The organism is Pantoea sp. QMID4 (assembly GCF_030270445.1).
GTDB lineage: Bacteria > Pseudomonadota > Gammaproteobacteria > Enterobacterales > Enterobacteriaceae > Pantoea > Pantoea vagans.
Genome location: NZ_BSXL01000002.1, coordinates 131009 through 151139 on the forward strand (window position 1 = coordinate 131009; position 20131 = coordinate 151139).

Genomic DNA, 20131 nt, shown 5'->3' on the forward strand with positions numbered 1-20131 from the left:
GTTAGTTTCTGAGGCGGCTTCCGCGTGAGAAATAACGTTCAAGCCGGCTTTGCAGGAATGAAAGTATGGTAACGATAATCAGATACCAGATACCCGCGACGAACAGAAGTTCCATGACCCTTGCATTTGCATAATAAATATTCTGCGTGTTATACAGCAGTTCTGAATACTGGATCATACTGGCAAGGCTGGTGGTTTTGATCATACCAATAAATTCATTGCCCACAGGAGGTATAATCACGCGCATTGCCTGCGGCAGAATAATACGGCGCAATGCCTGAAGATGGGGCATGCCAATAGCTTTCGCCGCTTCATATTGTCCGGTATCTACGGACAGCAGGCCGGCACGCACAACTTCCGACGTATAAGCGCCCTGGTTGATACTGAGACCCAGTAACGCGGCGACGAATGGCGTCATAATGCTGACGGTTTCAACATGAAACACACCCGGAATGGAAATCGTCGGGAAAACCAGCGCCAGGTTAAACCATAATAACAGTTGCAGAATCAAAGGCGTACCACGAAAAATCCAGGCATAGCCTACAGCAACATAGTGTAAAACCGGATTCGGCGACATGTGCATTATCGCCGCCACTACCCCGAAGATAATGCCTAGCGCCATGGCCAGAATCGACATGATCAGGGTATTAATCACACCATCGATGATGGCCTTCGCGGTAAAGAACTGACCCACGTAGGACCATTCGATATTACCCTGTGAGAATGCGTGAATTAACGCACCGATCAGCGACACAATGATGACGGTCGCGGTGTAGCGACCATAATAACGACGAGGAACATACTCGTACTGACTGAGATCGGTATGCTTCATGCTCTGCTGCGTTATGCTGTGTTTATCAGCGTTCTGCGAGATAGTCATACAGTGCTTCCATAATAAGTCTGAAGGAATGGACAGATTAAAGGACAAGGCCCTTGTAGTTACTGACCCATTCAGACTGCGTTGCAAGAGTGTGTTTCAGACGAGAAATCTGTTCTTCAACACGGCTGGGGGCTGTGCCACCAAATCCGCTGCGTGCGGCGATAGCGGCTTCCAGCGTCAGAGCGTTACGCACATCCGGTGTCAGACGCGGGTCGATTTCGCGTAACTGTTCGTCGTTGACGTCACTGAGTCCGAAATCGCAGGCTTCACAGAAACGTACCAGCTTACCGGTGATTTCATGCGCTTCGTTGAACGGTACGCCGCGTTTAGCCAGCCAGTCTGCAACTTCGGTGGCCAGTGTGAAACCGTCCGGCGCCTGGCGCAGCAACGCGTCTGTATCGACGGTCATGGTCGCCATCATGCCTGACATCGCAGGCAGCACGACCAGCAATGTATCAACGGAATCCAGCGCGTTACGTTTGTCTTCGCTCAGATCGCGGTTATAGGAAAGCGGCAGTCCTTTCATGGTCGCCATCATGGCCGTAATGTTCCCCAGCAGACGTCCACTGCGCCCGCGGGTCAGCTCGGCAATGTCCGGGTTTTTCTTTTGCGGCATGATGGAGCTGCCAGTGGCATAGCTATCATGAATATCCACCCAGGCAAACTGGCGGGATGCCCACAGACACACTTCTTCGCCAAGACGCGACAGGTTAATGCCAATCATCCCGGCGATGAAAAGAAACTCTGCAACGTGATCGCGGCTGGCGACGGCGTCAATAGAGTTTTCGCACGGGGCGCTGTAACCTAACTCCTGCGCAGAATGTTCCGGGTGCATAGCAATTGCAGAGCCGGCCATCGCTGCTGCACCGAGCGGAGACAGGCCACAGCGAACATCCCAGTCCTGCATGCGCTGGATGTCGCGGGAAAATGCCTGGGCATGTGCGAGCAACTGGTGAGCAAAGACAATCGGCTGCGCCTGCTGCAGATGCGTAAAGCCCGGTGCAATAGTATTGGTATGCTGTTCAGCCTGGCTGACCAGACTTTGCTGGAGCTGAAGCAATTGCGCGACAATCTTTCTTGCGTTGTCACGCAGGTAGAGACGCAGATCATTCGCGGTCTGATCGTTACGTGAGCGTCCGGCGCGAAGTTTGCCGCCCAGAGCGCCAAGGCGCGCTAATAATTCGCGTTCGATGAACGTGTGTACGTCTTCATCAGCATGCGATGGTGCAACGCGGCCTTCACGAAAATCACTGTCTAACTGATCAATAGCAGCAACCATCTTCACGGTCTCATCGGCTGACAACAGCCCTGCACGTTCGAGTTCATGAGCATGCGCACGGCAACCGGCCAGATCGTAAGGGGCCAGAGAAAAGTAGTACTCCGGGCTCCGTGATAACGTAGTCAGGGATGCATCAGGTGCGCTTTTGAAACGTGCTCCCCACAGGGCGGCGTTGGTACTACCTGTCATAGAAACCTCATTCGTCTTGGATTGCTGATTGATTTAGCTCAGTGATTTAGTGTTAACTTGATGGAAATTAAAGCCGGTATTTTTGGTTTGCAGCAGGGTTTCGAATTTATTAAGAGGTCTTATAGTTGTCGAAAATAAGCCGGGAACGAAATATAAATTATGGAAACTAAACTTTCCCAACAGGGAAACAATAACGAAATTCAAAAGAACGACAGTAAATCGTTATCGATTAATAATGTCGATTTGAAATTACTTAGAGTTTTCAAATGCGTGGTTGAATCCGGAGGTTTTACCTCTGCAAGCAACGAGCTGAATATAGGTCTTGCAGCGATTAGTAAGCAAATATCGGACCTGGAAATTCGACTCGGTATGACACTTTGCACACGTGGGAGGGATGGTTTTCTCCTTACGGAACATGGTATTAACCTTTATAATGCCAGCCTGGAGCTGTTTACTTCCATCGATCAGTTTCGTGATAAATTATACAGCACTCGTAATGAAGTTCTGGGTGATTTAAATATCGGTGTTGTGGATAACACGATTACCGATTCGCAATTTTCGCTCACCACAGTAGTGCGTAATTTTCATATTAATGCACCAAAAGTGAACATGCGATTACAGACTTTGCATCTTGAGGAAATAGAACGAGGTTTAATGGAAGGCCGTCTGGATTGTGCAATTGCACCGGTCTATTCAGAAAAGGAAGATTATATTTACAGCAATCTTTATACTGAATATTCGGAATTATATTGCGGTGCCGGACACCCATTATATTCTGTTGATCTTCAGCATATTACCCCAGAGGTTTTGCAAAAAACGCCCGTCATTAATCACACCTACGCCAGCGCCCACCACAAAAACAGTAAGTTCAACTTCAGCAGCAGCCGGATCCAGGCTACGCAGGTTGAAGCGGTTGCGATGCTGATCCTGACTGGATGCTTTATTGGCTACCTGCCAAAGCACTATGCTGAACGCTTCGTGGCAGAGGGAAAAATGCGCGCAATCGGCAATGATGAACTCAATGTTACAGCACGGTTCTGTTTTATGATTAAGAGAGGAAGAAAATTAAATAAGGTTATTAAATTATTTATGAACGAACTGGGAGTGGAATAAAGGAAGGTACGCCTGTATTGCACTGCGCTGGTGCAGAGAGACTGCCCCCGCAGGAGCAGGTAAATCGTTACAATCGGGAGACCAGTTGCTCAACATGCCCGATAGCTTTGTACAAATCTGCTTCAGTAACCTGTGCTGCCATTGACGCCATATCGGGCGCGCACACGGACTCTTTGACAATAAGCGCCAGTTCATCCTGATTCAGGGCCGCAATATCGGCCAGCGTCAGGGGAATGCCACACTGCTGTGCCAGCTTAATCTCTTTGATCAGCTCGTCATCAGGGCGATTTTCCAGCGCCAGCAGACAAAGATTGCCAAAGCCGACCAGCAGGCCATGGCCGAATTCACGCGTCTTGTCACAGAAGGTGAACCCTTCATAAAGGGCATGAGCAGCCGCAGCGTGCGCGCCATTGCTCATTAAAGATGTCAGACCTGCCCACGTAAATATGGCGTCCAGTACCTGATCCAGAGCCGCACTGTTTTCGTGACGGAGAACAGACTGATACGCCTGAGGGCCATAGCCGGCGATGATGTCGTAACAAATCCTGCTGTGCGCCAGTGATGACAATGCATTTCCTTCTTGTGCCGGATGGCGCACGCTGACGGCGCGGAATTCATACCACTTGGCTAGCGTGTCGCCCAGACCGGCTGCGAGCCAGCGAGCCGGCGCTTTCGTCAGTAATTCGCTATCGATAAAGACGGCGGCAGGCGCCTGTGGAAGCGGATAAATATCGTAGAAATTACCGTCGTCATCGTAGCGAATTGTCAGGGGTGTTACGGCAGAGCAGGTGGCCGGAATGGTGGGCAGTGTCACTACCGGTAACCCCAGCTGTGCCGCCACGGCTTTACAGGTATCCAATGACTTGCCGCCGCCCGCACCGATAATCAAATCTGCCTCAAGCTCTTTTGCCATGGTGGCCAGGCGATCAATCTGGGTCAGCGAGGTTTCACCGCCAAACCATGTCTGTGCCACCAGGTTAACGCCAGCCAGCCGCAGCTGGTCCTGCACCGTTTGCTCCACCGCTTTCAGGGCCTTGTGGCCGCCAATCAATAACGCACGCTGGCCGAGCAGCGCGCACGCGGCACCCAGTTGATTTAACACGCCTGCGCCACGCAGCACGCGCGCCGGGAATACCAGATTCAGTTCGTTCATGTCGATTTTCCGTCATAGCGGACGCCGGGCAGTACGCACAGCATCTCGTAGAGAATATTTGCCGCCAGTTGCGACGTGGTGCCGGAGATATCATAGGGGGGAGAAACTTCCACCAGATCGCAACCTACCAGATTGAGTCCGCGACAGCCGCGAACAATTTCCAGCCCCTGCATACTCGTCAGGCCGCCAATTTCCGGTGTACCTGTGCCCGGCGCCCAGGCCGGGTCGAAACTGTCGATGTCGTAGGAGAGATAAACCGGGCCATCGCCCATACGTGCGCGTACCTCTTCCATAAGAGGGGCCATTGAGCGATACCAGCATTGCCCGGCAGGCACCAGATGGAATCCCTGATCAATTCCCCACTGGAAGTCACCTGCCGCATACCCCTGCGCGCGCTGGCCAATCTGCACCACACGTTTACAGTCCAGCAGATTCTCTTCCACCGCGCGGCGGAATGTTGTGCCATGGGCAATCTTCTCGCCGAACATCTCGTCATTGGTATCGGTGTGCGCATCAATGTGGATTAATCCCACCGGACCGTGCTTTTTCACAAGCGCACGCAGCACAGGCAGTGTCAGCGTGTGGTCGCCACCAAGCGTCAGAGGGATCACAGGCCAGGCATTCAGCGCACTGTAAAATTCCTCAATGATCGCCACAGATTTCTGCAGGTTATAGGTGTTAACAGGCACATCACCCAGATCGCCCACGCGCAGAGACTCAAAGGGTGCCGCACCGGTCGCCATGTTATAGGGGCGGATCATAACGGAGTCTGCGCGAATAGCGCGGGGACCATAACGTGTACCACTGCGCTGCGAAGTACCGATATCGAGCGGAATGCCGATGAAGGCCGCGTCGAGTTCGCTGGGTGTTTCGGCCGCAGGCAGACGCATCATGGTGCCGCGTCCGGCGAACCGGGGCATATCGTTTCCACTTTGTGGTTGCGGAAAAGCTGGCAGACTAACACTGGTCATCATTCTGTTCCTCACGTTGACTGGTGTTTTATCCTCGCCTGGAAAAGCGGAAGAAAAAATACTTGACGGCAGATAATCAGTTCAGTGATTACTTAACTTATCCGGGGAAAAAATGAAGGAAAGCCGATGCAGGGGGTACCCAATCTGAGAGGTTTACAGGTTTTCACCACGGTTGTTCTGTGTCAGGGCTTTTCGCGGGCGCAGCAAGTGCTCAACATGTCGACGTCTGCCATCAGTGGGTATATGAGCGAGCTGGAGAGCCAGCTCGGCTTTGTTCTGTGCCATCGCGGTCGTGGCGGGTTTGCGCTAACACGCAAAGGCGAGCAGTTTTTCGCTTACAGCCAGGAAATGCTGCAAAGTCTGGGGCACTGGCAGGAACAGGTGGAAACCCTGAAAAGTGAACCCGGCGGGCAATTTTCTTTAGGCGTGGTCGACGCCACGGTGACCGACCGGATGCTCGATTTACCGGACGCAATTAACAGATTCAATCAGCGCTTTCCTGCGGTTTTTTTCAACCTGGGCGTGAGCGATCCCAATTCGCTGCAGCAGCAATTACTGGAGGACAGACTTGACCTCACGGTAGGCCATTTTCCACTGCGGATGAATAACTTAGTGATGGTGCCGTTGTATGAGGAGCAGCACTGGCTCTATTGCAGCCAGGCACACCCGTTATCCCAGCGCGTGGCTGAGGTAACAGAGATACAGCAGACAGGCATGGTCACCCGCCGGTACTGGAATCAGGCGGAGTTTAATAAGCGGGGATTTCGCCAGAGCACGGCCTCAGTTGAAAGTATTGAAGCTCAGCTGACGCTCATCCTCTCTGGCCGGTATATCGGTTACCTGCCTGCGCACTATGCCCATCGCTGGGAATCGCAGGGTGTACTGAAACGGCTGCGGCCCGACCATTTCAGTTTTCGCGCGCAGTTTTCCCTGTCTTATCGCCGGGGCCGTAGCCGGGATTCTCTGATTCGGGGCATGAAAGATATTCTTATGGCGCGTAAAGCGGAAGGGGCGGATGCGCAATGATGGTCCGTCAGGCGCTGGAAACGAAGCGCAGAAGAGACGTGATGCCATTATTCAGGAAAATTTTTGTCGCGATTAACAGGGAACGGTATAAAGGAGGTCTTTCTGAGGCGGGAGTAACACCGATAAGGTTTTTCCCGTTTAACGCCCGTCATTGCCTGACCAGCATATTATGAAGAGTGGTGCCCGAACCCGGAATCGAACCAGGGACACGGGGATTTTCAATCCCCTGCTCTACCGACTGAGCTATTCGGGCAACGGGGCGCATTAAACCGTAAAGGCCGCGGGTCGTCAACGGCTTTCACTAAAAAACCCCTGGAAACGTGACTGATTGCCTGATTTTCAGTCAAAGCGGGCAAAAACTCAGGCCAGCGCGCCATTTTTACGGCACAGCGCGATGCTGTAAACATCTTCCGCCAGTCGCTGCGCGGTGGCGACATCCTGCACATTACGCTTCACCAGCAGCTTGCTCAGGCAGCCTTCAAGGATCAGCTCCATCTGATCGGCGACCATGCTGGGATTATCCAGCGCCTGCTCTACCAGAATCTCATGGGTGAACTGCCAGGAGCCGCGTTTCTGCTGCTCAGCCAGCTGATGAATGGGCTGATCGGGCTGCGGGTAGAAACTGCAGGCGGCGATAAACAGGCAGCCCGGAAAGCGTCCCTTACTGACCTGCTCACTCAGTACTTCATAGCGCGCCATCAGCTTCTGATCAGGTGACAGCGATTCGTCCAGCAGGATCTGGCGGCGCCAGGTTTCGATCTGCTGGCCGTGATAGCGCAGCGCATCATAAAGCAGAGCGTCACGATCGGGCCAGAACAGCTGAAGCTGCTCAAGGGTTAATTCAGGCTGTCCCGCCAGGGTTTCCAATGAGAGGGTGGCGGCGAGGCCGTTCTGTTCAAGCACATTCAATGCATGCTCGAGTATCTGTTCACGCTGCAAGTGACTCTCCTCTGGTATGCAGGCCCGGTCATTCACCGGGCAATGACCTGACTCCAGTGTTGTTTACGGGGTAAATTTCTGCAAATGCGCTCTGAAGTCGGCAGCATTGAGAAACCCGGTGATGCGCGAACCGGGGATTTCACGGCCCTGCGCATCGAAGAACAAAATCGTCGGTAAGCCCAGCACCTGAAGATGCTGTAACAGCATGTTATCGCTGGCGCTGTTGGCAGTGACGTTGGCCTGAAGCAGCTGTACCTGACTCAGGCTATCGCGCACGGCGCTATCACTAAAGGTATATTTTTCAAACTCTTTGCAGGCGACGCACCAGTCGGCGTAGAGATCGACCATAGTGATGCGGCCACGGGCCTGCTGCAGCACGCTATTGAGCTGCTGCGGTGTCTGAAGCGTCTGGAACGGTAGCGGTGTCACAGCATGCTGCGCGGCCTGACCGCCAAAGGCCCAGTCCTGCAACGGACGTGCACTGATCAGCGCAGCGGCCAGCATGATAATCTGCACCACGCGCCACTTACCGCTGCTGGCGCGCAGGCTGACGCTGAATGCCCAGCCAAAGAATGCTACACCAAGCAGGCTCCAGAGCCGCACTCCCCACGCGTCGCCCAGCACCCGCTCCAGCAGAAACACCGGCAGCGCCAGGATGACAAAGCCAAAGCCCTCTTTAACCGTCTGCATCCACGGACCGCTTTTCGGCAGCAGCCGGTTACCAGACAGGGTCACGGCAATCAGCGGTAATCCCATGCCGACCGCATAGAGCCACAGCGTTCCGGCACCGGCCCACAGATTTCCGCTCTGCGCGATGTAAAGCAGAATGGCACTGAGCGGGGCTGTGGTGCAGGGCGAACAGATCAAACCTGCCAGCGCGCCCATCAGGAAGACGCCGGGCAGCGATCCTCCCTGCTGGCGATTGCTCCAGAGGGTCAGACGGGTTTGCAGGCTGGCGGGCAGTTGCAGTGTAAACAGGCCGAACATTGACAGTGCCAGCACGATGAACAGCAGGGAGAGCGTGAACAGCACGTAAGGATGCTGCAACGCGGCCTGGAAGCGCAGACCCGCGGCCGCGACCACCAGTCCCAGCAGCGTATAGGTCAGCGCCATCCCCTGGACATAGACCATTGCCAGCGCAAATAGTCTGCCCAGCGAATAGTGGCGCTTGCCGCCAAGGATGATGCCGGAGATCAGTGGATACATCGGCAGTACGCAGGGCGTAAACGCCACGCCGATGCCGATTAATAACGCCCAGAGCGGAGAAAAGGGCAGCGGACTGGCGGGCGCGGGCTGAGCACTGACCGGCGCTGGCGCGCTGCTGGCTGCGACAGCGCTCACCGGCACGCTGCGTGTCTCCGGCGGATAACAGAATCCGGCGGCGGCACAACCCTGATACGTAACGCTGAGCGTGGCATCAGGGCCTGCCTGTTTCAGCGTCACTGGCAGCGTCAGGTCCTGCGGATAAATCTCACTTTTGCCGAAGAATTCATCTTCATGCGGCTGACCGGCAGGCAGCGTCAGCGGCGCGATGGTCGCGTTCTGGGGCGTGAGGTGGATCTGCTGGCGATAAAGGTAGTAACCCGATTTCACTTTCCAGTGCAGGTTGAGCTGCGTGCCCTGCTGGTCAAAGTCAAACGTAAACGCCTGATCGACCGGCACAAAGCGGCTGGTCGCCGGATTCGAAAAGAGGGATGCGTGCGCCTGCAGACAGATCAACAGCGTCAGCAGAAGCGTAATTAAACGAGAGATGCGTGCAGCCATGACAAGTATTCACTGTCTCCATATTGAACCGGCAGCGCCAGCAGTTCAGGCACATCGTAAGGATGCGCCTTTTTGAGCAGGTCGCACAACGCCTGTTGATGATCGCTGTCGCACTTCAGCAGCATCTGGACTTCGCTGCTCTGCTCCATTTTGCCCTGCCAGAGATACCAGGAGGTCGCGCCTGGCAGCAGGGTTACGCAGGCCGCCAGTCGGGCTTCCAGCGCCAGGGCAGCAAGTTTTTCTGCTGTGGCCTGATCGGGCACGGTGCAGAGGATAACGATCGCATTCATGCTGTGGCTCCTGTTGAAAAGAGCGCCGATGATAGCACGCTCCCTCTGTAACACGATGACGGCGTTACACCAGCAACCCGCCAAAGACGAAGCCGGATAGCACCGACAGCGCAATGGCGATCACGCCGGGAATAATAAAGGCATGGTTAAAGACAAACTTGCCAATCCGGGTTGAGCCGGTGTCATCCATCTCCACGGCGGCCAGCAGGGTCGGGTAGGTCGGCAGCACAAACAGCGCCGAAACCGCCGCGAAGGAAGCGATGGCCGTCAGCGGCGTCACGCCCAGCAGTAGCGCGGCGGGCATCAGTGCTTTGGTGGTGGCGGCCTGCGAATAGAGCAGCATGGAGGCGAAAAACAGCACCAGCGCCAGCATCCACGGATAGGTTTTCAGCGCGTCGCCCGCCAGCATCTGGATCTCCGCCAGATGCGCTTTGACAAAGGTATCGCCCAGCCAGGCGACGCCCATCACGCAGATACAGGCGCTCATGCCGGATTTAAAGGTGCTGGCGCTGAGGATCTCGCTGGTGTCGAGTTTGCAGGTCAGGCTGATCAGCGTGGCGATGGTCAGCATAAATACCACAATCGCTTCGTTACGTGGTAGCGGCGGATTGGCGATCAGGCCGACGCTGGCGCTGGTCGCGGTGGCATAGAGCACCACGGCCACAATCCCTGTCAGAAACAGTAGCACCGATTTTTTCGCGCCCGGTTTTGCCTGGAAGACGCTGGCACCGCGCAGCGTGACTTCGCCTTTGGCGAGACGCGCCTGATAGACCTCATCATCTTTCAGCTCTTTGCCCAGGAAGTTTGTCACCAGTGCCGCCAGGAAGAGACCCACCATGGTTGAGGGGATAGCAATCGCCAGCAGCGTGATGTAGCTGACGCCGCGCGGTTCAAGCAGGGTGGCGAAGAAGACCACCGCGGCTGAAATGGGTGACGCGGTAATCGCGATTTGCGAAGCCACCACCGCAATCGACAGCGGTCGGGAAGGGCGAACGCCTTGCTCCTTCGCGACTTCGGCAATTACCGGCAACGTCGAGAACGCGGTGTGTCCGGTCCCGGCCAGCAGCGTCATCAGATAGGTCACCAGCGGGGCCAGCAGCGTGACATGGCGTGGATGGCGGCGCAGCAGGCGTTCCGCCAGGCTCACCAGATAATCCATGCCGCCCGCCACCTGCATGGCGGCTATTGCGGCGATCACCGCCATGATGATTTCGATCACATCGAACGGGATAGCACCGGGTGCCATGCCAAATCCCAGCGTCAGGACCAGCACGCCCATGCCGCCGGCGAACCCGATGCCAATGCCGCCAAGACGTGCGCCCAACCAGATCGCCATTAAGACGATAAGCAGCTCAACCACAAACATGAATCACTCCTGAAAAGTAAACCGGTAAAACCAGGGTGTACTGTGTAACAAAAAAAAAGGCACACCGTGTTGATCGCGATGTGCCTTTGGTTAACCAGCGTCGGTTAAGCCTTACTGTTCGTTTTCATCGGTATAACGTTTGGCTTTATAAACCGGGTACATCAGGTTCTGTACTGAGAAGATATCGTCCAGCTCACTTTCCGTCAGCAGGCCACGCTCCAGCACCACCTCACGCACGCTTTTACCGGTTTCCGCACAGATTTTGCCAACGATGTCGCCGTTGTGGTGCCCGATGTACGGGTTGAGATAAGTGACGATACCAATCGAGTTGAAGACGTAGGCTTCACACACCGCGCGGTTGGCGGTGATGCCGTTAACGCACTTCTCCAGCAGGTTGTAGCAGGCGTTAGTCAGGATGCTGATCGACTCAAACAGCGCCTGGCCAATTACCGGCTCCATCACGTTAAGCTGCAACTGGCCTGCTTCAGAGGCCATCGTCACGGTAATGTCGTTGCCAATCACTTTGAAGCAGACCTGGTTAACGACCTCTGGCACGACCGGATTGACCTTGGCCGGCATGATAGAGGAACCCGCCTGCAGCTCTGGCAGGTTGATTTCGTTCAGGCCAGCACGCGGACCGGAGGAGAGCAGGCGCAGATCGTTACAGATTTTGGAGAGCTTCACCGCCAGACGTTTCAGCGATGAATGGACCATCACATAGGCACCGCAGTCAGAGGTCGCTTCAATCAGATCTTCCGCTGGCACCACCGGCAGATTGCTGACTTCCGCCAGACGCTGAACCGCCAGGTGCTGGTAGCCTTCCGGGGTATTGAGGCGGGTGCCGATGGCGGTCGCACCCAGGTTCACTTCCAGCAGCAGTTCAGCAGTGCGCAGAATGCTTTTGGTCTCTTCATTCAGCAGCACGCTAAAGGCGTGAAACTCCTGACCCAGGGTCATTGGCACCGCATCCTGCAGCTGGGTGCGGCCCATTTTCAGGATGGTCTGGAATTCATCCGCTTTGTGCTGGAAGCCTTCGGCCAGCTGGCTGATGCCATCAAGCAGCTTTAGCAGCGAGCTGTAAACTGCGATGCGAAAACCAGTCGGGTAGGCGTCGTTAGTGGACTGGCATTTGTTCACATGATCGTTGGGGTTAAGGTACTGATATTCCCCTTTCTGGTGGCCCATCAGCTCCAGACCGATGTTTGCCAGCACCTCATTGGTGTTCATGTTGACCGAGGTTCCGGCACCGCCCTGATAGACATCCACGGGGAACTGGTCCATACAGCGGCCGTTGTTCAGCACTTCGTCGCAGGCTTTAATGATGGTATCGGCAATGTTACGCGGGATGGTCTGCAGCTCTTTATTGGCCATCGCTGCCGCTTTTTTTACCATCACCATACCGCGGACAAATTCAGGTATGTCGCTGATTTTACTGTTACTGATATAAAAATTTTCAATCGCACGCAGAGTATGAACGCCATAATAGGCATCCGCCGGAACTTCGCGCATACCTAACAGGTCTTCTTCGATACGAATGTTGTTCGCCATGATAACCTTCTTGTTGTTGCCGCTAACCATCACAAAGGATGTGTTTATTTTGTTGTGGTGTGCCCGTGCCTACACATTATCCGTCTTCACGGTGGCATGTGCGATCATATTCTGATGCATAAGAAAAGCACGCATGCAGATTACTTCATGCTGCCGTCTGGTTAACGATATGTGAAGTTGGTTACAAAATTAACCCCGCAGGATAAATTTGACAGGATCGGTTGAAAATGGCGGCGCGGGTGCCCATCTCTTTTTTTATCCTCCTCAGGATGAACGCTTTCTGCTGACCGGCACGCTGCCGTTCAGCCCCTACTTACAGGAGAGTACGGTGCGCTGGATACCGTTATTAGTCTTTTTTGTTCTGGCCTGGATCGAGATTTCGCTCTTCATTCAGGTTGCACACGTCATGGGCGTGCTGCTGACCATGTTGCTGGTGGTCTTTACCTCGTGCATCGGGGTGTCGCTGGTTAAAAATCAGGGCATGAAGAACTTCATGCTGATGCAGGAGAAGCTGGCGCGTAACGAAAGTCCTGCCAGTGAGATGATCAAAAGCGTATCGCTGATCATCGCGGGTTTCCTGCTGCTGTTGCCGGGCTTCTTTACTGACCTGCTGGGTCTGCTGCTACTGTTGCCACCGGTGCAGAAGCATCTGACGCTGAAGCTGATGCCCCATCTGCGTGTCTGGCGCGGGCCGGGAGCCGGTCCTGACAGCGGTTACACCATGGATGGCGAGTTCGAGCGTAAAAACAGCGATCGCCTTGAGCACCATGACGATCACAAGGATCGTTAATCACAGCGGTCACCTTTGAAAGCGCAGCCTTCGGGCTGCGTTTTTTATTTGTCGCGCCTTCTGTTCAAAAAGCCGCCACTTATCACGTTCGGGTAAAAAATTTGTTGTCCGCCCCCTTGAAAGCAGGTGGGTATGGCCTTATCTCTCTGGTCACGAGGCCGGAAGCCATGCAGCCCGGTGTTCAACCCCAAAACTGAATGATTGGACTTCTCAAAGGAGAGCTATCAAATGAAAATTCGTCCATTGCACGATCGCGTCATCGTCAAGCGTAAAGAAGTTGAAGCTAAATCAGCTGGCGGCATCGTGCTGACCGGTTCTGCAGCCGGTAAATCCACCCGTGGTGAAGTTCTGGCTGTCGGCAATGGCCGCATCCTTGAGAGTGGCGACGTTAAGCCGCTGGACGTGAAGGTTGGTGATGTCGTGATCTTCAATGAAGGTTACGGTGCTAAAACCGAAAAGATCGACAACGAAGAAGTGCTGATCATCTCTGAAAGCGACATTCTGGCGATTGTTGAAGCGTAATTTTTTCGCGTAACTCACTGAACGAAACGAATTTAAGGGACAATTGAAATGGCAGCTAAAGACGTAAAATTCGGTAATGACGCTCGCGTAAAAATGCTGCGTGGCGTGAACGTACTGGCAGATGCAGTAAAAGTTACCCTGGGCCCGAAAGGCCGTAACGTGGTTCTGGATAAATCTTTTGGTGCACCGACCATCACTAAAGATGGTGTTTCTGTGGCACGTGAAATCGAGCTGGAAGACAAGTTCGAGAACATGGGCGCACAGATGGTGAAAGAAGTGGCCTCTAAAGCGAACGACGCTGCGGGCGACGGTACCACCACGGCAACCGTACTGGCACAGTCAATCATCACTGAAGGCCTGAAAGCGGTCGCAGCGGGTATGAACCCGATGGACCTGAAGCGCGGTATCGACCAGGCAGTTATCGCTGCGGTTGAGAAACTGAAAGCGCTGTCTGTGCCTTGCTCAGACTCTAAAGCGATTGCGCAGGTTGGTACTATCTCTGCTAACTCCGATGAAACCGTAGGTCAGCTGATTGCTCAGGCGATGGAAAAAGTCGGTAAAGAAGGCGTGATCACTGTTGAAGAAGGCACCGGCCTGCAGGATGAGCTGGATGTGGTTGAAGGTATGCAGTTCGATCGTGGCTACCTGTCTCCTTACTTCATCAACAAGCCAGAAACCGGTGCGGTTGAACTGGAATCTCCGTTCATCCTGCTGGCTGACAAGAAAATTTCTAACATCCGTGAAATGCTGCCAGTACTGGAAGCCGTTGCGAAAGCAGGCAAACCACTGCTGATCATCGCGGAAGATGTTGAAGGCGAAGCGCTGGCAACGCTGGTAGTTAACACCATGCGCGGCATCGTAAAAGTGGCTGCGGTTAAAGCACCAGGCTTTGGCGACCGTCGTAAAGCTATGCTGCAGGATATCGCTATCCTGACCGGTGGTACCGTAATTTCTGAAGAGATCGGTATGGAGCTGGAAAAAGCGGCGCTGGAAGATCTGGGCCAGGCTAAACGCGTTGTGATCAACAAAGACACCACCACCATCATCGACGGTGTGGGTGAAGAGGCGACAATCCAGGGCCGTGTGACCCAGATTCGTCAGCAGATCGAAGAAGCAACTTCCGATTACGATAAAGAAAAACTGCAGGAGCGCGTAGCGAAACTGGCAGGCGGCGTAGCCGTTCTGAAAGTAGGCGCAGCAACTGAAGTTGAAATGAAAGAGAAGAAAGCACGCGTTGAAGATGCGCTGCACGCAACCCGTGCTGCTGTCGAAGAAGGCGTGGTTGCGGGTGGTGGTGTGGCGCTGGTTCGCGTTGCAGCACAGCTGGCCGATCTGCGTGGTCAGAACGAAGATCAGAACGTCGGTATCAAAGTTGCGCTGCGCGCAATGGAATCTCCACTGCGTCAGATCGTCTCTAACGCCGGTGAAGAGCCATCCGTTGTTGCTAACAACGTGAAAGCGGGCGACGGTAACTACGGTTACAACGCGCAGACTGAAGAGTACGGCAACATGATCGACTTCGGTATCCTGGATCCAACCAAAGTGACCCGTTCTGCTCTGCAGTACGCGGCCTCTGTTGCGGGTCTGATGATCACCACCGAATGTATGGTCACTGACCTGCCAAAAGGCGACGCACCTGATTTAGGCGGCGGCGCTGGCGGTATGGGTGGCATGGGCGGTATGGGCGGCATGATGTAACTGCCGTTGACTGCTTAAGTCATCACAGAACCCCCGATCGGAAACGGTCGGGGGTTTTTCTTTTGGGCAGGAAAATAGTATAAGTAGTGGCGCAATCGTTCGTCTTTCCTCTTGATATCTCCCGCTGTCTGCGCGCTGACTGTTGCCGCCCTGCCGGATTGACTTACTGCTGTAAGTTTATCGGGATGCGCCAATCTGCCAGCCTGAACTCAGTATGAAATATTGAGGTGATATAACGGGATTAAGGCAATGAATGTTCAGAAAAAAGTGATCTTTTTCTGCTACGCTGCCACCCGACTCTGATGATAATAAATGGGGATTACAATGCGGATTAACCTCTTGCTCGGACTGACGGCTGGCGCGTTATTGCTGGCGGGCTGCAGCAGCTCCACGCAACTCTCTTCAGCAGGACAGCGTGTGACGTTTACCGATCAGCAGCCTGGCAATAACTGCCAGCTTCTGGGCAATATCACCGGCTCACAGAGTAACTGGCTGAGCGGTGCAGGCGGCGAAACCAGCGCACTGCGCGGTGCAGCCAATGACCTGCGCAATCGCGCAGCGGAGATGGGCGGCAACGTCATTTACGGGGCAACCAGCCCGACACAGAATCTGTTGTCCGCGTTCGCACCACTCGACAGCAAAATGACCGGCCAGGTTTATAAGTGCCCATAATGTGAATCGGACGCCTGCTTTATTTAATCGGCCAGCTTTTTGCTGGCCGTTTTTATTCCTGACGTAACTGTAAATCCAGTGGTGTTTTGCTTGGCTCTCCACCAATTTCTCGCGCCAGCCTTGGCACCAGATAACCTGAGACCTGTGACAGCAGCGCACGCACCAGTTGACGGGCTTCCTCATCTGACACAAAGAAGTGCGCGGCACCCTGTACCTTATCCAGCACGTGCAGATAGTAGGGCAGAATACCGGCATCAAACAGCGCATTGCTCAGTGTGGCCAGCGTCTGCGAATTATCGTTGATGCCACGCAACAGCACGCTCTGATTCAGCAGGGTGACACCGGCACGCTTCAGGCTGCTCATCGCCTCACGCAATTCATCATCGATCTCCTGCGCATGGTTGATGTGCGTCACCAGCAGCACCTGCAGGCGGGTTTCGCTGAGCATCTGACAGAGCTGATCGGTGATGCGCGCCGGGATCACTACCGGTAAGCGGCTGTGGATGCGCAGACGCTTCAGGTGCGGGATCTGTTCCAGCGCCGCGATCAGCCAGGCGAGCTCATGGTCTTTCGCCATCAGGGGATCGCCGCCGGAAAAAATGATCTCATCCAGCTCAGGATGATCGGCGATATAGTCCAGTGCAGCCTGCCAGCTACGCTTGTTACCGGGATTGTCCTGATAAGGGAAATGACGACGGAAGCAGTAGCGGCAATTGACGGCGCAGCCGCCTTTTACCAGTAATAATGCCCGGTTTCGGTATTTATGCAGCAATCCAGGTACAACGTTGCTTTGTTCATCGAGTGGATCGGTGCTATAACCTGGCGCATCGATGAATTCCTGGCGGCGGGTCAGTACCTGAAGCAGCAGCGGGTCGTGCGCATCGCCTTTTTTCATCCGGCGGATGAACGCATGCGGAACACGCAGGGCGAAAAGACGTCGCGCATCCGCACCTTCAGCCAGCTCAGTGAGCTGATCAAGGGCTAAAATCCGCAGTAATTCATCAGGTTCAGTGACAACATCCGCAAGTTGCTGCAACCAATCTTCTCTGGAAGGTGTTTTTAGGGTTACAATGTGTGCCATTTTTTTGGCTTAGTACCAGTATCAATTTTCGTAGAGGGCCTTCATGGCGACTTATTCTAGCAACGATTTCCGTCCCGGTCTTAAAATCATGTTCGAAGGCGAGCCGTATGCCATCGAATCCAGTGAGTTCGTTAAACCGGGTAAAGGTCAGGCATTCGCACGTGTTAAAATGCGTCGCCTGCTGACGGGTTCTCGCGTTGAGAAAACTTTTAAATCTACCGACTCCGCCGAAGGCGCAGACGTTGTAGATACCAACCTGAACTACCTGTACAACGACGGCGAGTTCTACCACTTCATGCACCCGGAAAGCTTTGAGCAGTTCCCGGTTGAAGAGAAGACGGTAAGCGATGCAGCAAAATGGCTGCAGGATAACGCTGAATGTATCGTTACGCTGTGGAACGGCCGTCCAATCGCCGTTCAGCCGCCGAACTTTATCGAAGCTGAAGTTATCGAAACCGATCCAGGTCTGAAAGGTGATACTGCGGGTACTGGCGGCAAGCCAGCCAAGCTGTCTACCGGCGCCGTGGTGAAAGTGCCATTGTTCGTGCAAGAGGGCGAAGTGGTTAAAGTTGACACCCGCTCTGGCGAATACGTGTCACGCGTAAAATAAGATTCGCAGGCGCATCTACTGGTGCGCCTTTTTCTTGTCTGAGAGAAAAAATGATCAAGCTGGCAAAATTAATCGCATTCGCATTGCTGGTCTCTTCTGCGCTTAGCGCCTGCAACACATTCCACGGTTTTGGCGAAGATGTCTCCCACTTAGGCGGTGCCATTTCGCGTGCGGCAAAATGACCTTAACTGATTGTCCTTTTTAGAGTCCTGCCCGCAGCAACTGCCTGAAATCCGGCTATGCTTAAAGCGCTGTACTTTACATCCATCAAAAAGGACATTGTTATGTTAAAGAAAAGTATTGCCGCAATCTTCTCTGTACTGGTGCTCTCTTCTCTGCTGACGGCGTGTAATACCACGCGTGGTGTCGGTGAAGATGTCGAGGCGGGTGGCCAGGCGATTCAGAACAGCACGAAGTAACCTGTTATTCCAACCGGTACGAAAGGCCTTTCGTACCGGCTTGTCATAATCTGCACTATTTCTGTTTTACCCAGATTAGCTCTTCGACCGGAAAACCATCCCGACGCGCCTGCTCAACCAGTTTCTCTTTTACGCCCGGCTCCAGTTGGGGTGTCCGTGACAGTATCCAGAGATAGTGACGATTCGGGCCGCACACCAGCGCATAGCGATAGTCGGGATCCAGTGCGATAACGTTATAGCCGCCGTAGAAGGGGCCAAAGAAAGAGACTTTCAGCGACGCACGCTGAGGTTCACCAGTAAAGTAGGCTTTACCGACACTCTCCTGCCAGCGTTGCTTTTTGACGTTATAGCCACGATTAATCACTTTCAGACCACCATCTTCACGCGGGCTGTAGTTTGCCGTCACCTGCTCAAGGCCACGCTCAAAAGGGTGGTTAAGGCGGGCAATCTCATACCACTGACCGAGATAGCGCTGGCTGTCAAAGTTACTCACGACCGTGACGTTCTTTGGCGGCGTGGTGCTACAGGCGACAGAGAGAAAAGCACTCAGGCTGGCAACAACTGTTTTCCATGGAGACATTGTGGGATTCCTTTGTGATTTAACCGCTTAAGTATAGAAGCCGAAATGCTGTTTTTGGCAGCGCGGGCACGAGATTGTTTGCCGCACGTATTGCAGGTAGACTTCCCCCCTAATTTGTATCAGGAGTCATCACCATGAGCGAAACGGCAAGCTGGCAACCAAGCGCATCCATCGCCAATTTGTTAAAACGTGCCGCTATTTTAGCCGAAGTGCGTCGTTTCTTTACCGATCGCGGCGTGCTGGAAGTCGATACGCCGGCGATGAGCCAGGCAACGATTACCGATATCCATCTGGTGCCCTTCCAGACGCGCTTTGTCGGGCCTGGTGCGGCGCAGGGGCGCGATCTCTGGCTGATGACCAGTCCGGAATATCACATGAAACGTCTGCTGGCGGCGGGCAGTGGCCCGATCTACCAGATGGCGCGCAGCTTCCGTAATGAAGAGGCGGGACGTCACCACAACCCCGAATTTACCATGCTGGAGTGGTATCGTCCGCATTACGACATGTACCGTCTGATGAACGAAGTCGACGATCTGATGCAGCAGGTGCTGGAGTGTGACAGCGCCGAGTCGCTCTCTTATCAGCAGGCATTTATCCGCCATCTGGAGCTGGATCCGCTGTCAGCGGATAAAGCGCAACTGCGCGAAGCGGCGGAGAAGCTGGGTGAGGGCGAGCTGGCGCGCGCAGAAGAGGATCGTGATACCTTACTGATGCTGCTGTTTATGCTGGGTGTGGAACCAAAGATTGGTCAGGATAAACCCTGCTTCGTTTATCACTTCCCGGCCAGCCAGGCGGCACTGGCGGAGATCAGTACGGAAGATCATCGTGTGGCCGAGCGTTTCGAGGTCTATTACAAGGGCATTGAGCTGGCGAACGGTTTCCGTGAGCTGACCGACAGCCGTGAGCAGCGTCAGCGCTTTGAGCAGGATAACCGCCGCCGTGCGGCGCGCGGTCTGCCTGAGCATCCGATTGATACCTATCTGCTGGATGCACTGGCGCATGGCATGCCAGCCTGTTCCGGGGTCGCGCTGGGTATCGATCGCCTGATCATGCTGGCGTTGAAAGCGGAGTCATTGAGTGAAGTGATCGCGTTTCCGGTGGATCGTTGCTAATCGGTTATTCACAAACGATGACGGGTTAATGGGGAAGGGGTGGCCCGGATGAAGAGCAAAGCGTCCGAGCCAGGATGGCGAGGCCGACCGCCATGGATGGCGGCCTTCTTTGCGATCAGCCGGGCCATC

The 20131-nt window shown here is 54.3% G+C and carries 21 protein-coding genes and 1 tRNA gene; 10 read left to right on the plus strand and 12 right to left on the minus strand.

Translation table 11 applies throughout. The features are described 5' to 3' along the window. Nucleotide 1 precedes the first annotated feature (1 nt). Together QSK07_RS05435 and argH are read right to left on the minus strand one after the other, a co-directional pair. Nucleotides 2–880 (minus strand): amino acid ABC transporter permease, encoded by an 879-nt coding sequence (locus tag QSK07_RS05435; RefSeq protein ID WP_285721061.1) that lies wholly within the window; start codon nucleotides 878–880, stop codon nucleotides 2–4. Nucleotides 881–917: 37 nt separating this feature from the next. Then, entirely contained in the window at nucleotides 918–2348 is a 1431-nt protein-coding gene (gene argH, locus QSK07_RS05440; RefSeq protein WP_098051717.1) for an argininosuccinate lyase, read from the minus strand. A gap of 159 nt (nucleotides 2349–2507) precedes the next feature. Between argH and QSK07_RS05445 the strand changes: the two genes are divergently transcribed. Continuing rightward, nucleotides 2508–3461: a LysR family transcriptional regulator gene (locus QSK07_RS05445; protein WP_285721062.1), complete on the plus strand. Its 954-nt coding sequence runs from the start codon at nucleotides 2508–2510 to the stop codon at nucleotides 3459–3461. A 67-nt stretch (nucleotides 3462–3528) separates the two neighbouring features. On the opposite strand, the gene QSK07_RS05450 is transcribed toward QSK07_RS05445, so the two are convergent. Both QSK07_RS05450 and speB read right to left on the minus strand, forming a co-directional pair. After that, the gene (locus QSK07_RS05450; RefSeq protein ID WP_098051715.1) at nucleotides 3529–4614 is read right to left on the minus strand and encodes an iron-containing alcohol dehydrogenase family protein; all 1086 of its coding nucleotides are present in this window, start codon (nucleotides 4612–4614) and stop codon (nucleotides 3529–3531) included. Beyond that, nucleotides 4611–5585 carry an agmatinase gene (gene speB / locus QSK07_RS05455; protein WP_285721219.1) on the minus strand — a complete coding sequence of 325 codons (975 nt, stop codon included), beginning with the start codon at nucleotides 5583–5585 and terminating at the stop codon, nucleotides 4611–4613. The genes QSK07_RS05450 and speB overlap by 4 nt, the downstream gene beginning before the upstream one ends. 126 nt (nucleotides 5586–5711) lie before the next feature. On the opposite strand from speB, the gene QSK07_RS05460 reads away from it, so the two are divergent. Beyond that, complete coding sequence (locus tag QSK07_RS05460) at nucleotides 5712–6611, plus strand: LysR family transcriptional regulator (protein WP_285721063.1); 900 nt, start codon at nucleotides 5712–5714, stop codon at nucleotides 6609–6611. Between the two features lie 177 nt (nucleotides 6612–6788). On the opposite strand, the gene QSK07_RS05465 is transcribed toward QSK07_RS05460, so the two are convergent. The 6 genes from QSK07_RS05465 to aspA all read right to left on the minus strand — a co-directional run bounded on the left by QSK07_RS05465 (nucleotide 6789) and on the right by aspA (nucleotide 12518). Next, nucleotides 6789–6864: transfer RNA gene (locus tag QSK07_RS05465), tRNA-Phe, on the minus strand. A 107-nt stretch (nucleotides 6865–6971) separates the two neighbouring features. After that, a complete protein-coding gene (gene dicD / locus QSK07_RS05470; RefSeq protein WP_098051713.1) occupies nucleotides 6972–7550 on the minus strand; it encodes a division control transcriptional repressor DicD in 579 nt (192 codons plus the stop codon). A 63-nt stretch (nucleotides 7551–7613) separates the two neighbouring features. Then, complete coding sequence (locus QSK07_RS05475; protein ID WP_285721064.1) at nucleotides 7614–9314, minus strand: protein-disulfide reductase DsbD; 1701 nt, start codon at nucleotides 9312–9314, stop codon at nucleotides 7614–7616. Further along, entirely contained in the window at nucleotides 9290–9604 is a 315-nt protein-coding gene (gene cutA, locus QSK07_RS05480; protein ID WP_098051711.1) for a divalent cation tolerance protein CutA, read from the minus strand. Before cutA ends, QSK07_RS05475 begins: the two co-directional genes overlap by 25 nt. 64 nt (nucleotides 9605–9668) lie before the next feature. Next, complete coding sequence (locus QSK07_RS05485; protein WP_285721065.1) at nucleotides 9669–10970, minus strand: anaerobic C4-dicarboxylate transporter; 1302 nt, start codon at nucleotides 10968–10970, stop codon at nucleotides 9669–9671. A 111-nt stretch (nucleotides 10971–11081) separates the two neighbouring features. After that, nucleotides 11082–12518 (minus strand): aspartate ammonia-lyase, encoded by a 1437-nt coding sequence (gene aspA / locus QSK07_RS05490; protein ID WP_033731988.1) that lies wholly within the window; start codon nucleotides 12516–12518, stop codon nucleotides 11082–11084. Nucleotides 12519–12846: 328 nt separating this feature from the next. Between aspA and QSK07_RS05495 the strand changes: the two genes are divergently transcribed. From QSK07_RS05495 to QSK07_RS05510, 4 genes are all read left to right on the plus strand, one after another. Then, complete coding sequence (locus QSK07_RS05495) at nucleotides 12847–13308, plus strand: FxsA family protein (RefSeq protein ID WP_013359865.1); 462 nt, start codon at nucleotides 12847–12849, stop codon at nucleotides 13306–13308. A 228-nt stretch (nucleotides 13309–13536) separates the two neighbouring features. Beyond that, on the plus strand, nucleotides 13537–13830 hold the full coding sequence (locus QSK07_RS05500) for a co-chaperone GroES (protein WP_009092502.1): 294 nt from the start codon (nucleotides 13537–13539) through the stop codon (nucleotides 13828–13830). A gap of 48 nt (nucleotides 13831–13878) precedes the next feature. Then, on the plus strand, nucleotides 13879–15528 hold the full coding sequence (gene groL, locus QSK07_RS05505; RefSeq protein ID WP_094122227.1) for a chaperonin GroEL: 1650 nt from the start codon (nucleotides 13879–13881) through the stop codon (nucleotides 15526–15528). A gap of 324 nt (nucleotides 15529–15852) precedes the next feature. Further along, nucleotides 15853–16200, plus strand: a complete 348-nt coding sequence (locus QSK07_RS05510) for a DUF4156 domain-containing protein (RefSeq protein ID WP_008925394.1) — start codon at nucleotides 15853–15855, stop codon at nucleotides 16198–16200. A 52-nt stretch (nucleotides 16201–16252) separates the two neighbouring features. Here the strand turns inward: QSK07_RS05510 and epmB are convergent, their stop codons facing one another. Continuing rightward, complete coding sequence (epmB, locus tag QSK07_RS05515) at nucleotides 16253–17281, minus strand: EF-P beta-lysylation protein EpmB (RefSeq protein WP_285721066.1); 1029 nt, start codon at nucleotides 17279–17281, stop codon at nucleotides 16253–16255. Nucleotides 17282–17324: 43 nt separating this feature from the next. Between epmB and efp the strand changes: the two genes are divergently transcribed. The 3 genes from efp to QSK07_RS05530 all read left to right on the plus strand — a co-directional run bounded on the left by efp (nucleotide 17325) and on the right by QSK07_RS05530 (nucleotide 18310). Next, nucleotides 17325–17891 (plus strand): elongation factor P, encoded by a 567-nt coding sequence (gene efp / locus QSK07_RS05520; RefSeq protein WP_098051707.1) that lies wholly within the window; start codon nucleotides 17325–17327, stop codon nucleotides 17889–17891. Between the two features lie 50 nt (nucleotides 17892–17941). Beyond that, the gene (locus QSK07_RS05525; RefSeq protein ID WP_003848306.1) at nucleotides 17942–18073 is read left to right on the plus strand and encodes an entericidin A/B family lipoprotein; all 132 of its coding nucleotides are present in this window, start codon (nucleotides 17942–17944) and stop codon (nucleotides 18071–18073) included. A gap of 102 nt (nucleotides 18074–18175) precedes the next feature. Further along, nucleotides 18176–18310: an entericidin A/B family lipoprotein gene (locus tag QSK07_RS05530; RefSeq protein ID WP_003848302.1), complete on the plus strand. Its 135-nt coding sequence runs from the start codon at nucleotides 18176–18178 to the stop codon at nucleotides 18308–18310. Nucleotides 18311–18365: 55 nt separating this feature from the next. Here QSK07_RS05530 and QSK07_RS05535 read toward each other — a convergent pair whose 3' ends face one another. After that, nucleotides 18366–18890: a lipocalin family protein gene (locus tag QSK07_RS05535; RefSeq protein ID WP_098051706.1), complete on the minus strand. Its 525-nt coding sequence runs from the start codon at nucleotides 18888–18890 to the stop codon at nucleotides 18366–18368. A 134-nt stretch (nucleotides 18891–19024) separates the two neighbouring features. Here QSK07_RS05535 and epmA point away from each other — a divergent pair, with 134 nt between their 5' ends. Next, nucleotides 19025–20002 carry an elongation factor P--(R)-beta-lysine ligase gene (gene epmA / locus QSK07_RS05540; protein ID WP_098051705.1) on the plus strand — a complete coding sequence of 326 codons (978 nt, stop codon included), beginning with the start codon at nucleotides 19025–19027 and terminating at the stop codon, nucleotides 20000–20002. Nucleotides 20003–20131: the final 129 nt, after the last annotated feature.